This is a genomic window from Streptomyces tanashiensis (assembly GCF_014648895.1).
GTDB lineage: Bacteria > Actinomycetota > Actinomycetes > Streptomycetales > Streptomycetaceae > Streptomyces > Streptomyces tanashiensis.
Map to the genome: position 1 here is coordinate 287,671 of NZ_BMRZ01000005.1, position 13,383 is coordinate 301,053.

General features: G+C 74.2%; 10 protein-coding genes. All 10 read left to right on the forward strand.

The window, feature by feature from the left end; all coding sequences use genetic code 11:
* Nucleotides 1–37 precede the first annotated feature (37 nt).
* The 10 genes from IE237_RS19195 (at nucleotide 38) to IE237_RS19235 (ending at nucleotide 13,362) form a co-directional block, all read left to right on the forward strand.
* Complete coding sequence (locus IE237_RS19195) at nucleotides 38–1,591, forward strand: DUF7059 domain-containing protein (RefSeq protein WP_189803226.1); 1,554 nt, start codon at nucleotides 38–40, stop codon at nucleotides 1,589–1,591.
* On the forward strand, nucleotides 1,588–2,592 hold the full coding sequence (locus IE237_RS19200) for an ArsR/SmtB family transcription factor (RefSeq protein WP_189803227.1): 1,005 nt from the start codon (nucleotides 1,588–1,590) through the stop codon (nucleotides 2,590–2,592). Before IE237_RS19195 ends, IE237_RS19200 begins: the two co-directional genes overlap by 4 nt.
* A gap of 128 nt (nucleotides 2,593–2,720) precedes the next feature.
* Nucleotides 2,721–3,722 carry an ABC transporter ATP-binding protein gene (locus IE237_RS19205; RefSeq protein WP_189803228.1) on the forward strand — a complete coding sequence of 334 codons (1,002 nt, stop codon included), beginning with the start codon at nucleotides 2,721–2,723 and terminating at the stop codon, nucleotides 3,720–3,722.
* Complete coding sequence (locus tag IE237_RS19210) at nucleotides 3,719–4,492, forward strand: ABC transporter permease (RefSeq protein ID WP_229842767.1); 774 nt, start codon at nucleotides 3,719–3,721, stop codon at nucleotides 4,490–4,492. The genes IE237_RS19205 and IE237_RS19210 overlap by 4 nt, the downstream gene beginning before the upstream one ends.
* A gap of 14 nt (nucleotides 4,493–4,506) precedes the next feature.
* Nucleotides 4,507–5,325 carry an ABC transporter permease gene (locus tag IE237_RS19215; RefSeq protein WP_189803229.1) on the forward strand — a complete coding sequence of 273 codons (819 nt, stop codon included), beginning with the start codon at nucleotides 4,507–4,509 and terminating at the stop codon, nucleotides 5,323–5,325.
* A gap of 5 nt (nucleotides 5,326–5,330) precedes the next feature.
* Nucleotides 5,331–5,465, forward strand: coding sequence for a hypothetical protein (locus IE237_RS41365; protein ID WP_268253706.1), 135 nt, complete (start codon nucleotides 5,331–5,333; stop codon nucleotides 5,463–5,465).
* 168 nt (nucleotides 5,466–5,633) lie between these two features.
* Nucleotides 5,634–5,831, forward strand: coding sequence for a hypothetical protein (locus IE237_RS19220; RefSeq protein ID WP_041129895.1), 198 nt, complete (start codon nucleotides 5,634–5,636; stop codon nucleotides 5,829–5,831).
* Between the two features lie 262 nt (nucleotides 5,832–6,093).
* Nucleotides 6,094–8,931 (forward strand): type I DNA topoisomerase, encoded by a 2,838-nt coding sequence (gene topA, locus IE237_RS19225; protein ID WP_189803230.1) that lies wholly within the window; start codon nucleotides 6,094–6,096, stop codon nucleotides 8,929–8,931.
* Between the two features lie 102 nt (nucleotides 8,932–9,033).
* Complete coding sequence (gene tmk, locus IE237_RS19230; RefSeq protein WP_189803231.1) at nucleotides 9,034–12,498, forward strand: dTMP kinase; 3,465 nt, start codon at nucleotides 9,034–9,036, stop codon at nucleotides 12,496–12,498.
* A gap of 87 nt (nucleotides 12,499–12,585) precedes the next feature.
* On the forward strand, nucleotides 12,586–13,362 hold the full coding sequence (locus IE237_RS19235; protein ID WP_229842768.1) for an ABC transporter ATP-binding protein: 777 nt from the start codon (nucleotides 12,586–12,588) through the stop codon (nucleotides 13,360–13,362).
* Nucleotides 13,363–13,383 lie beyond the last annotated feature (21 nt).

The following is a 13,383-nucleotide window of genomic DNA, read 5'->3' on the forward strand; positions in this document are numbered from 1 at the left end:
CCGCCCGGATGTCGGTGGCGGCCGTCACAATGGAGCGGTGAGTACGACCAGCCTGCCTCCCCGCCTCCCGGTGCCCGCGCACGCCGCCCGTCTGCGCGAGGCCCTGCTCGCCGCCTACTTCACCGCCGACGGACTGCTCGACCGGCTCGGCGCCCCGGCCTACGCGGCGCTCGCCCGCAGCGAGACCGTGCCCGCCCTGCGCGCCACCCGCGGCGACTCCCCGCTGGAGACCCTCGTCCGGCTCTTCCTGCTCCAGGAGCCCGTCGCGGCCGACCGGGCCGCCGCCGCGCTCCCGCTCGACGAGGCCCTCGCCGACGGCTGGGTGGTCCGCGAGGACGACACCGTGCTCGCCACGGTCGACGTCCGGCCGTACGGCGGACCGGACGGCGAGGACTGGTTCATCGTCTCCGACCTGGGCTGCGCCGTGGGAGGCGCCGGAGGGATCGGGAAGAAGGACGAGGGGGTCGTCCTCGGCGTCGGCGGCGCCTCCACGACCCTCGCCGGCATCACGGTCCGTACGCCGGTCTCCTCCGCGCTCGACCTCGGCACCGGCTCCGGGATCCAGGCGCTGCACGCCGCCCAGCACGCCACCCTGGTCACCGCCACCGACCTCAACCCGCGTGCCCTGGACTTCACCCGGCTCACCCTCGCGCTCTCCGGGGCCCGGGAGGCCGAGCTGCTGACCGGCTCGCTCTTCGAGCCCGTCGACGGCGACACGTACGACCTGATCGTCTCCAACCCGCCCTTCGTGATCTCCCCCGGCGCCGGGCTCACCTACCGGGACGGCGGGATGAGCGGCGACGACCTGTGCCGCACGCTCGTGCAGCAGGCCGGGGAGCGGCTCAACGACGGCGGGTACGCCCAGTTCCTCGCCAACTGGCAGCACGTCGAGGGCGAGGAGTGGCAGGAGCGGCTCCGGTCCTGGGTGCCGCGCGGCTGCGACGCCTGGATCGTGCAGCGCGAGGTCCAGGACATCACCCAGTACACGGAGCTGTGGCTGCGGGACAGCGGCGACCACCGCGGCGACCCGGAGGCCTACCGGGCGGCGTACGACCGCTGGCTGGACGAGTTCGAGGCGAGCAAGACCCGCGCGGTGGGCTTCGGCTGGATCACGATCCGGCGGACCGAGGCCGTGGCCTCGGGCGCGGTCGAGCCCTCGATCGTCGTCGAGGAGTGGCCGCACCCCGTCGAGCAGCCCCTCGGCCCCACCGTCCTCGCCCACTTCGAGCGCCAGGACTACCTGCGCGGCCACGACGACGCCGCACTGCTCGCCGACCGGTTCACCCTCGCGCCCGAGGTGGTGCAGGAGCAGGTCGGTCTGCCGGGCGCCGAGGACCCGGAGCATGTGGTGCTCCGGCAGAACCGGGGCATGCGCCGTGCCACCCGGGTCGACCACGTCGGCGCCGGGTTCGCCGGCGTGTGCGACGGCACGCTCAGCGCGGGCCGCATCCTCGACGCGATCGGGCAGCTGATGGGCGAGGACCCGGTCGTGCTGCGGGACCGCACCCCGCAGGCGATCCGGCTGCTCGTCGAGGAGGGCTTCCTGCTGCCCGTGACCGAGCCGCTCACGGCCGAGGGGAGCGGTGCTTGATACGGGTCGAGCTGGACGAGGCCTCGCTGGGGGCCACGAGGATCGCGATCAGCCCGCTGCGCGACGCGTTCTGCGCGATGCACCTCGCGCTGCCCCGGCGCCGCCCTTCCTGGCCGTACCAGGAGTGGGTGGGGCAGGCGCGCGAGGTGTGGCGCGAGGACGACAGGCTCCGCCCGCTGTGGGACCTGTTCGAGGAGGGGCGTCGTGAGGTCTCCGACTTCCTGCTGCCCCGCCCGTTCGGCACGGTCCACGTCCACGAGGAGATCGCCGCGCTGCGGGCGACCGACCCGGCGTTCGTCCGCGCCCAGGTGGCCGAGTGCTACCCCGGCACGGCCGACGCGCCCTTCGTGCAGCCCTATCTGAAGGACCCGGAGGCCGCCTGCGCGGCGCTCGCCGACGCGTACGCCGCGTACTGGGAGGGCGCGATCGAGCCGTACTGGCCGACGATGCGCCGGCTCGTCGAGGACGAAGTGCTCGTCCGGGCCAGGACGTTCGCGACCGAGGGCGTCGACGCGCTCTTCGCGGGCCTGGAGACGCGGGGGCGGTGGCAGCCTCCCGTACTCGAACTGACCAAGCACATCGACACGGAGTACGCCCCCGGTGAGCGGCGGCTCGTCCTCGTGCCGCTGGTCTTCGCGGAGGGCTGCCGGCTGTACTCGACCGACGACCCCGAGGTGTTCGCGCTCAGCTTCCAGGCCAGGGGCGCCGCCGCGCTGCGCGAACCGGCCGAACCCGTCGCCGAGGACCGGCTCGGGCTGATGCTCGGCCGGGGCCGGGCGGCGGTCCTGCGCGAGCTGGGCGGGCCCCTGAGCACGGCCGGTCTCGCCGACCGGCTCGGCCTCGCGCCCAGCACGGTCTCCGAGCACCTGTCGGTCCTCGCCGAGGCCGGTGTCGTGACCCGCCACCGCGTCGGGCGCTCGGTGTACTACCAGCTCACGGACACGGGCCGTTCGCTGCTCGCGCTGCTCGCCGGGGAAGGCGTCCTCGCGGCCGTGGCCTGACGAGGAGGGCGTCGCCCGCGCCGTCGGACACCAGGTCCGACCCGTGCGGGCCCGTGGCCGTGGCCCGTCGATTCGGGGCCTCCCGAATCGATGGCCCGGCCCCTCCGCCGGCTCCTAACGTCCGGCGCATGCTCGCAATCGAGGCGGACACGCTGCGCCGCACCTACACCAGCAGGACCGGATGGCCGAGGTCCCGGCGGACCGAGACGGAGGCCGTGCGCGGGGTCACCTTCGAGGTGAAGCCGGGGGAGCTGTTCGGCCTCCTCGGGCCCAACGGCGCCGGCAAGACCACCACCATCAAGATGCTCAACACCCTGCTCCTGCCGACCTCCGGCACGGCCCGGGTGTTCGGCCACGACGTGGCGCGCGACCCCGTCGCCGTCCGCCGCAGGATCGGGTACGTCTTCGGCGGCGACCGGGGCCTGTACGACCGGCTCTCGGCCCTCGACAACCTCCGCTACTTCGCCGAGCTGTACGGCGTCGCCGCCCGCGACCAGAAGCGGCGCATCGCCGAACTCCTCGACCTGGTCGGACTGGTGGGCCGGGAGAAGGAGCGCGTCGAGGGGTACTCGCGCGGCATGCGGCAGCGCCTCCACATCGCCCGCGGACTGCTCCACCACCCCGACGTCCTCTTCCTCGACGAGCCGTCCATCGGCGTCGACCCCGTCGCCGCCCGCGACCTGCGCCGCACGGTCGCCGACCTGGCCGCCGCCGGCACCACCGTCCTCCTCACCACCCACTACATGGCCGAGGCCGACGAGCTCTGCGACCGGATCGCCGTCATCGCGGGCGGCCGGATCCGGGCCCTCGGCACTCCCGGGAGCCTCAAGTCCCGCGTCGGGGACCGGGACGTCCTCGACATCGAGGCGTACGGGGCGGGCGACGAGGTCATCGACCGGGTGCGGCGGGTGCCCGGCGTACGGGGAGCGTCCGTCGAGGACCGGGGCGCGGTCCAGACCGTGAGCGTGCAGACGGACCGCGGTGCCGAGCTGCACGCGCCCGTCCTCGCCGCCTTCGACGGCGTCCGGCTCGGGCGGGTCGTCAGCCGCGAACCCTCCCTGGAGGACGCCTACATCGCGATCGTCGAGGAGGCGGCGGGCTCCGCCGCGCCGGAAGGGGTGCCCGCGTGATCCGCGTCCTGCGCCTGATCGGCGTCGGGGTGCGCACCCACGTCTCGTACATGTCGCGCTCCCCGATCGAGATCACCTTCGCCGTCCTCGTCCCGCTCGTCTACGCGACCCTCGCCGTCTATCTGTTCCGCGCCGCGGGCGACCCGGACCGGCTGCTCACCGCCTCCGTCGGCGCCGGACTCATGGGCATCTGGGGCTCGGTCCTCTTCGGTTCGGGCGGCGCGGTGCAGAACCAGCGGTGGCTCGGCACCCTGGAGACCCTCGTCGTCGCACCGACCCCGCTCGCGCTCGTCCTCCTGCCGATCACCCTCGCGACCGCCGTCATCGGCACGTACGCGATGGGCGCGACCGTCCTGTGGGGCGTGCTGCTCTTCGGCGTGCCGCTCGACTTCGCCCACCCGCTGCTCTTCCTCGTCGCCGTCCCGGTGTGCGTCCTCGCGCTCGGCATGATGGGGCTCCTCCTCGCCGCCACCTTCGTCCTCCTGCGGAACGCCAACGCCCTCGCCAACCCGCTCGACACGCCGGTCTGGCTGCTGTCCGGGCTGCTCGTCCCCGTCACCGTGCTGCCCGCCTGGACCCACCCGGTCTCCTGGGCACTCCCCACGACCTGGGGCGCGCGGGCCGTGCACGCGGCGACCTCCGGCGGGGACGTGATCACACCGCTGCTCACCGCCGCCGCGCTCGGCGCCGGATACGCCCTCGCCGCCGTCCTCGTCCTCGGCCGGGTGGAGCGCCGGGCCCGCGCCGCGGCCACCCTCGCCCTCGCCTGAAAGGCCACCCCCGGATGTTCCGCTTCCGCTGCCGATCCCTCGGCTTCCGCTTCCACGCGTTCTCCCGGCTGCTGGTGGTCGGCGGGGCGATCTCCTACCGCGCCCTGTTCAACTGGACGACCCCGCCCATGTTCATCGGAACACTGCTGGTCGGACCGCTGCTCCAGGTCTTCTTCTTCGTCTTCCTCGGCAGGGAACTGGGCGTCGCCGACGATCGTTTCCACCTCGTGGGCAACGCCGTCCTCGCAGCTTCCGCCTCCTGCGTGTACGGCGGCACGATGGCCGTCGCCAACGAGCGCCGGTACGGCACGCTCGGGGCCGTCCTGCTCTCCCCCCGGCACCGGGTCCCGCTGTGGCTCGGGCGAGCCCTCCCGTACGTCCTCAACGGGCTGTTCGTCAGTGCCTTCGTGCTCACCGCCGCCGCGCTCGTCCTCGGGCTGCCCGTGTCCGCAGGGGCGCTGCCCGGGCTCGGTCTCGTGCTGCTGGTCGCGGCGGGTGCCTGTTCGGCCTTCGGGCTCGCGCTCGGGGCGCTCGGGCTGCGCTTCCGCGACGTGTTCCTGGTGTCGAACGTGGCCAGTTCCGTGCTGTTGCTCCTGACCGGCGCCGCCGTGCCCCGGGGGACGCTGCCCGGGTGGATGCGGACCGCCGGTGACCTGCTGCCGCTGACGCACGCGGCGGACGCGGCGCGCGGGCTCACCGCCGGCGGCGGCCTGGACGGGCGCCTTCTCGGGGCCGAGCTCGCGGTCGGTGCCGGATGGGGGCTGCTCGCCGTCGTCCTCCTCGCCGCCTTCGAGCGGGGGAGCCGGCGCCGGGCCACGCTCGACACGATGTGACCGGCGTGACCGGCGTGACCGGCGTGACCGGCGTGACCGGCGTGACCGGCGTGACCGGCGTGACCGGCGTGACCGGCGTGACCGGCGTGACCGGCCGGCGGGACTCCTCGGACGGCTGTGACCTCCTCGGACGGCTGTGACCGGCGAGGCGGACGAGCGGTGAGGAGTGGGTCACTACCGGCCATCTTCGTGAACCGGGCACGGGACGGCCCACGCCGTTCACCCGGAGTTCGCGCCCACGACTCCCAGGGGTGTCAGCCTCGGCCCCGAGAGGCGAACACCGCACGTGAACGGAACGGGGTACGGGCATGGAGAGCGGGCCGGCGATCTTCGCGGGGGCGGCGTTCACGCTGTTCGGAGGCGCGCTGCTGCTGTGGACCACCGTGCGGACGCTGCACCGTGAGCCCGTGGCGCACGGGGTCGCCCCGCGCACCGCGGTCGCGCTGACGAGCCTCTCCGGCGCCGCCTTCCTGGCCCTCGGCCTCTGGTGCTTCGGCCGCCTCTGATCCCCTCCGCCGGCTCCGCCCGCGACCCCTCCAATGACGGCACCCGCCGGGACGCCCGCCCCGCCCGACCGGGAGTCCGGGCGGCAGGAATGCCAGGACTCGGGTTACCGTTCGAGTGGCCGTTGCGGGCTTTCGCCGTTTGACACGGGGGCGGGTTGTACCGTCACACTCCGCAGCGACGGGAGCGTCACCGTCCGTGCCGCTGCCGTGCGTGCCAGTGCCGTACGTGCCAGAGAGTGTCGATCCGGAGAGAAGAGCGAAGTTGTCCCCGACCAGCGAGACCGCACACGGCGGCCGCCGACTCGTCATCGTCGAGTCGCCTGCCAAGGCGAAGACGATCAAGGGCTACCTCGGCCCCGGCTACGTCGTCGAGGCGAGCGTCGGGCACATCCGCGACCTCCCCTCCGGCGCCGCCGAGGTGCCGGAGAAGTACACCGGTGAGGTGCGCCGCCTCGGCGTCGACGTCGAGCACGACTTCCAGCCCATCTATGTCGTCAACGCCGACAAGAAGGCGCAGGTCAGGAAGCTCAAGGAGCTGCTCGCCGAGTCCGACGAGCTCTTCCTCGCCACCGATGAGGACCGCGAGGGCGAGGCCATCGCGTGGCACCTCCAGGAAGTCCTGAAGCCCAAGGTCCCGGTCCACCGGATGGTTTTCCACGAGATCACCAAGGACGCGATCCGCGAGGCCGTCGCCAACCCGCGCGAGCTGAACCAGCGCATGGTCGACGCCCAGGAGACCCGCCGCATCCTCGACCGTCTCTACGGCTACGAGGTCTCGCCGGTCCTGTGGAAGAAGGTCATGCCGAAGCTCTCGGCGGGCCGCGTCCAGTCGGTGGCCACCCGCCTCGTCGTCGAGCGGGAGCGCGAGCGCATCGCCTTCCGCTCCGCCGAGTACTGGGACCTCACCGGCACCTTCGGCACCGGCCGCTCCGGTGACGCCTCCGACCCGTCCTCGCTGGTCGCGCGCCTCGCGACGGTCGACGGCAAGCGCGTTGCGCAGGGCCGTGACTTCGGCGCCGACGGCCGGCTGAAGACCGAGAACGTGCTCCACCTGGACGAGCAGAACGCGCGGGCGCTCGCCGCGGCGCTCGCCGAGACCGCGTTCTCGGTGCGCTCCGTCGAGTCGAAGCCGTACCGCCGCTCCCCGTACGCCCCCTTCCGGACCACCACCCTCCAGCAGGAGGCGAGCCGCAAGCTGGGCTTCGGTGCGAAGGCGACCATGCAGGTGGCGCAGAAGCTGTACGAGAACGGCTTCATCACCTACATGCGTACGGACTCCACGACCCTCTCCGACACCGCCGTCGCGGCGGCCCGGGCGCAGGTCACGCAGCTGTACGGCGCCGACTACCTGCCGGAGAAGCCGCGCGTCTACGCGGGCAAGGTCAAGAACGCGCAGGAGGCGCACGAGGCGATCCGGCCTTCGGGTGATCGTTTCCGCACTCCGGCGGAGACCGGCCTCACCGGCGACCAGTTCAAGCTGTACGAGCTGATCTGGAAGCGGACCGTCGCCTCCCAGATGAAGGACGCGACCGGCAACTCGGTCACGGTGAAGATCGGCGGCACCGCCACCGACGGCCGCGACGCCGAGTTCAGCGCGTCCGGCAAGACGATCACCTTCCACGGCTTCATGAAGGCGTACGTGGAGGGGGCCGACGACCCGAACGCGGAGCTCGACGACCGCGAGCGGCGCCTGCCGCAGGTCGCCCAGGGCGACGCGCTGACCGCCGAGGAGATCACCGCCGACGGCCACGCGACCAAGCCGCCGGCCCGCTACACCGAGGCCTCGCTGGTCAAGGAGCTGGAAGAGCGCGAGATCGGCCGCCCGTCGACGTACGCCTCGATCATCGGCACCATCCTCGACCGCGGCTACGTCTTCAAGAAGGGCACGGCGCTCGTCCCGTCCTTCCTGAGCTTCGCCGTGGTCAACCTCCTGGAGAAGCACTTCGGGCGGCTCGTCGACTACGACTTCACCGCCCGCATGGAGGACGACCTCGACCGCATCGCGCGGGGCGAGGCCCAGTCCGTGCCGTGGCTGAAGCGTTTCTACTTCGGTGAGGGCGAGTCCGGCGGCGGTGCCGCGGACGCGGGGAACGGCGACGGGGACCACCTCGGCGGTCTCAAGGAGCTCGTCACCGACCTCGGCGCGATCGACGCGCGCGAGATCTCCTCCTTCCCCGTCGGCAACGGCATCATGCTCCGCGTCGGCAAGTACGGCCCGTACATCGAACGCGGTGAGAAGGATCAGGAGGGCTACCAGAAGGCCGACGTCTCCACCGAACTGGCGCCCGACGAGCTGACCGTCGAGTACTCCGAGGAACTGCTCGCCAAGCCGAGTGGCGACTTCGAGCTGGGCACCGACCCGGTCAGCGGCCACCAGATCGTCGCCAAGGACGGCCGCTACGGCCCGTACGTGACGGAGATCCTGCCCGAGGGCACCCCGAAGACCGGCAAGAACGCGGTGAAGCCGCGCACGGCCTCCCTCTTCAAGTCGATGGCCCTCGACACCGTCACCCTGGAGGACGCCCTCCGGCTGATGTCCCTGCCGCGGACCGTCGGCGCCGACGCCGAGGGCGTCGAGATCACCGCGCAGAACGGCCGCTACGGCCCGTACCTGAAGAAGGGCACGGACTCGCGGTCGCTGACGGACGAGGAGCAGCTCTTCACGATCACGCTGGAAGAGGCGCTGGCGATCTACGCCCAGCCGAAGCAGCGGGGCCGGGCCGCGGCCAAGCCGCCGCTGAAGGAGCTGGGCACCGACCCGGTCAGCGAGAAGCCCGTGGTCGTCAAGGACGGCCGCTTCGGCCCGTACGTGACGGACGGCGAGACCAACGCCACCCTGCGCACCGGCGACAGCGTGGAGACGATCACGCCGGAGCGCGGCTACGAGCTGCTCGCCGAGAAGCGGGCCAAGGGACCGGCGAAGAAGACCGCCAAGAAGGCCCCGGCGAAGAAGACCGCGGCGAAGAAGACGGCCACGAAGACGGCGGCGAAGAAGACCACGACCGCCAAGAAGACGGCCGCGAAGAAGACGACCACCGCGAAGACGGCCACGGCGAAGAAGACCGCCGCCAAGAAGACGGCGGCGGCCAAGCCGGAGTAGTCCACGGCGCGGGCGGTAGGGGGCGGGAGCTGAGGCTCCCGCCCCCTACGTTTGTTCGGGCGCGGGCCGCGGGGAGCAAGGCCGTCCGGATAGGGTGGACGGATGACGCGAGCAGAGCAGCCAGACCGCCTGGGCGATTCCGACGCGGCACTCGTCGCGGATTCCCGGGAACGCGCCGTACGCGCCCTCTTGCGCCATCAGCCGCTGCGCAGGCTGTGGAGCGCCCACCTGGTCGGCAGCACCGGTGACGCCCTCGCCCTCCTCGTCCTCGTCCTCCTGGGCCTGCAGGCCGCGGTCGCCGAGGGCGCGCTCGGGGGCGGCTACCGGGGGGCCGCGCTCGCCGTGGCCGCCGTCGTCGGCGCCCGCCTGCTCGCCTCGGTCCTCTTCGGCGCCGTCCTCCTCGGGCCGCTGACCGCCCTCACCGGACCGTCCGGCCCGCTCGACCGGCGCTGGACCATGATCGGCGCCGACGGGCTGCGGATCGCGCTGCTCGTGATCGCCCCGCTGTGGATCGACTGGACCCCGGGCCACGCCCTCTGGTACCTGCTCGGCACCGTCTTCGTCGCCGGTGCGGCCGAGCGCCTGTGGACCATCGGCCGCGAGGGCGCCGCGCCCGCGCTGCTGCCCGCGCCGCCCCTGGAGGGCGCGGCCGTGCGGCCGCTGCCCGACCACCTCGGCGCGCTGCGCCGGCTGTCCCTGAGGACCGGCTTCCTCGCCGTCCCCGCCGCGGCCGCCGCCCTGCTCGTCGCCACCCTCGTCGGGAATCTGCTGGGCGCCGGGATCGAATGGTTCTCGCTGCACCAGGCGGCCCTCGGCTCGTACCTGGCCGCCGGACTCTTCGCCGCCTCCGTCACCGTCCTGTACGCCATGGCGCTGCCCGGCGGGGAGACGCCCCGGCCCCGCTCGCCCCTGGAGGGCCTGCGCCGGCCGTCGGCCCCGAAGGGCGCGGAGAACGGCTCCCCGAAGGGTTCCGACGAGGGCAGGGGCCGCACCGGCGCCCTGCCGCTGCTCGTCCTCGCCTCCGCCACCGTCGCCGGGGCGATCGCCGCGGCCGCGTCCGTCGCCGTGCTCCACGCCTACGACCTGGGCGGCGGGCCCGTCACGTACGCCCTCCTGATCCTGGCGCTCAGCGGTGCCACCGCCGTCGGCATCCGCACCGCGGGCTCCGTCCTGCCCGTCCTGTCGCGGCGCCGGCTGCTCGCCCTCGCGACCGCCGTCACCGGCGTCGCCCTGATCGCGATGGGCCTGGTGCCGGACACGGCGACCGTGCTGTTCCTCTCCGCCCTCGCCGGGTACGCGGCCGGGGTCGCCGCGAACACCGGCCACACCCTGATCGACCAGGAGACCGAGGAGCCCCGCCGGGCCCGGACCACCGAGCACCTCCAGGCCACCGCGCGTGTCGCCATGGGTCTCGGCGCGCTCGCCGCGCCGCTGCTCGCCGCCGCGATCGGGCCGCACCGGCTCGCCTCCGGCGAGTTCGTCTTCGCGCACGGCGGCGCCGCCTTCACGCTCGTCCTCGTCGGCGCCCTGCTGCTTCCGGTCGCCGCGCTGGTCCTCGCGAAGACCGACGACCGGGCGGGCGTCCCGCTCCGCCGCGACCTGCGCGACGCGCTGCGCGGCTCCGACCCGGTCCAGGCACCGTCCCCGACCGGCTTCTTCATCGCCCTGGAGGGCGGCGACGGCGCCGGGAAGTCCACGCAGGTCCAGGCGCTCGCCGAGTGGATCCGCGCCAAGGGCCACGAGGTCGTCGTCACCCGCGAACCGGGTGCCACCCCGATCGGCAAGCGGCTCCGCTCGATCCTCCTCGACGTGTCGTCGGCGGGGCTCTCGAACCGTGCCGAGGCCCTGCTGTACGCGGCCGACCGCGCCGAGCACGTCGACTCCCTGGTCCGTCCGGCCCTGGAGCGGGGCGCGATCGTCCTCTCCGACCGGTACATCGACTCGTCCGTGGCCTACCAGGGCGCGGGCCGCGACCTGTCCCCGACCGAGATCGCCCGCATCTCCCGCTGGGCGACCGACGGTCTCGTGCCGCACCTGACCGTGGTCCTCGACGTCTCCCCGGAGACCGCGAGGGAACGGTTCACCGAGGCGCCCGACCGGCTGGAGTCCGAGCCGCCGGAGTTCCACGCGCGCGTACGGGCCGGATTCCTCGCCCTCGCCGCCGCCGACCCCAGCCGCTACCTCGTGGTCGACGCCGGCCAGGAGCCCGAGGCCGTCACCACCGTCGTACGCCACCGGCTCGACCGGATGCTGCCGCTCTCCGAGGCCGAGGTGAAGGCCGCGGAGGAGGCCCGCCGGAAGGCGGAGGAGGAGGCCCGGCGCCTGGCGGAGGAAGAGGCCGCCCGCAAGGCCGAGGAGGAGCGGCTGGAGCGCGAGCGCCAGGAGCAGCTCGCCAAGCTCCGCGCCGAGGAGGAGGAGCGCAAGCGCCGCGAGGAGGAGGAAGCCCGCCGCCTGGAGGCCGAACGGCAGGCGGAGGAGGCCCGTCGCAGGGCCGAGGAGGCCCGGCTCGCCGCCGAGGAGGAGCGCAGGCGCCTCGCCGCCGAGGAGAAGGCCCGCCAGGAGGAGCAGGAGCGGCTCCGCAAGGAGGCCGAGGAGGAGGCCCGGCTGCGGGCCGAGGCCGAGGAGCGCCGCCTGGAGAAGCAGCGCAAGGCCGAGGAGGCCCTGCTCCGTGCCGAGGAGGCCCGCCGGATGGCCGAGGCCGCCGCTGCGGCGAAGGCCGCCGAGGAGGCCGCGGCGAAGGCCGCCGCCGAGAAGATCGCCGCCGAGGCCGCTGCCAAGGCGGCGGCGGAGCGTGCGGCCGCCGAGCGCGCCGCGGCGGAGCTCGCCGCCGCCCAGCGGGCCGAGGCGGCCAAGGCCGCCCGGGAGAAGGCCGCCCGGGAGCGGGAGGCCGCGGAGAAGGCGGCCGCCGAGCGGACGGCCGCGGCCGAGCGCGCGGCGGCCGAACGGACGGCCGCCGCCGAGCGGGCCGCTCGTGCCACTCGCGCCGCCGAGGTGTCGGCGAACGAGGTCACCGTGGCGACGCCGGTGGTCAAGCCGGAGACGCCGTCCGGGAAGCCGGACGCGCCGACCGTCTCGCCGAACGAGGTGACCCTGGCAACGCCGGTCGTCAAGCCGGAGGCGGAGACCGTCTCGCCGAACGAGGTGACCCTGGCGACGCCGGTCGTCGAGCCGGAGGCGGAGACCGTCTCGCCGAACGAGGTCACCGTGGCGACGCCGGTCGTCACACCGGAGACGCCGTCCCGGAAGCCGGAGGCGGAGACCGCCGTCCTGCCGCAGATCCGCGACCCGCGGGCCGCCGACGAGACCGCCGTGCTGCCCCCCGTACGGGACGCCCGGGCGTCCGACCCCGCCGACCGGGTGCCGCCGGGCATCTTCCGCGACGAGCGGGACGAGCCGCACGGCGCGAACGACCGGACCCGGGAGCTGCCCCAGCTCGACGAGAACGGCCGGCCGCGCCGCCGCTCCGACTGGGCGGAGGAGACCCCGCTCGACGACCTGCCGACCCTCGCGGACGAGCTGTTCGGCCCGCACGAGGACGAGGGCGAGGGCCCCCGCCGCCGCCGCTGAGGCCCCGTGGGGGTGGAGCTAGCTCCACCCCCGCTCCGGAAGCCAGCCCCATACCGCTGTGACCTGCGCTTTTCTAGCGTTGCCGGTATGACGACGACAGCAGTGACGGAGAACGGCGCCGCCCTCGCCCTGGACGGGGTGAGCCGCGCGTACGGACGCGGGGCGCCCGCGCTCGACGGGGTCGACCTGGTCGTGCCGCGCGGGCGGTTCGTGGCCGTGATGGGACGCTCGGGCTCCGGCAAGTCCACCCTGCTGCGCTGCGCGGCCGGACTCGAACGGCCGACGGCCGGGAGGGTACGGATCGGGGGCACCGACCTCGCCACCCTGAAGGCGGCCGGCCTGACCCGGCTCCGGAGGGACCGGATCGGCTTCGTCTTCCAGTCGCTCAACCTCGTCTCCGCCCTGAACGTGCGCGAGAACGTCACCCTGCCGCTGCTCCTCGCCGGAGCCCGCGAGGGCCGCGCGCTCGACGCCCGCGCCCTGGCCGGTCTCGACGCCGTCGGGCTCGCCGACCGGGCCGAGGACCGGCCCGAGAACCTCTCCGGCGGCCAGCGGCAGCGGGTGGCGATCGCCCGGGCCCTGGTCAACGAGCCCGAGGTCGTCTTCGCCGACGAGCCGACCGCCGCCCTCGACCCGGTCACGGCGGCCGGAGTCCTCGCCCTGCTGCGCCGCGCCGTCGACGAGCGGGGGCGCACGGTCGTCCTCGTCACCCACGACCCGGTCGCCGCCACCTGGACGGACGAGGCCGTGTTCCTGGACCGGGGCCGGATCGTCGGCCGCCTCGACCGCCCGGACGAGGCGGCCGTACGGGAGGCGCTCGGCGCTCACGCCGAGACCGGCCGGCACCTGGCGGTGGCGCGATGAGCCGGGGCGGGAAGCGGGCCT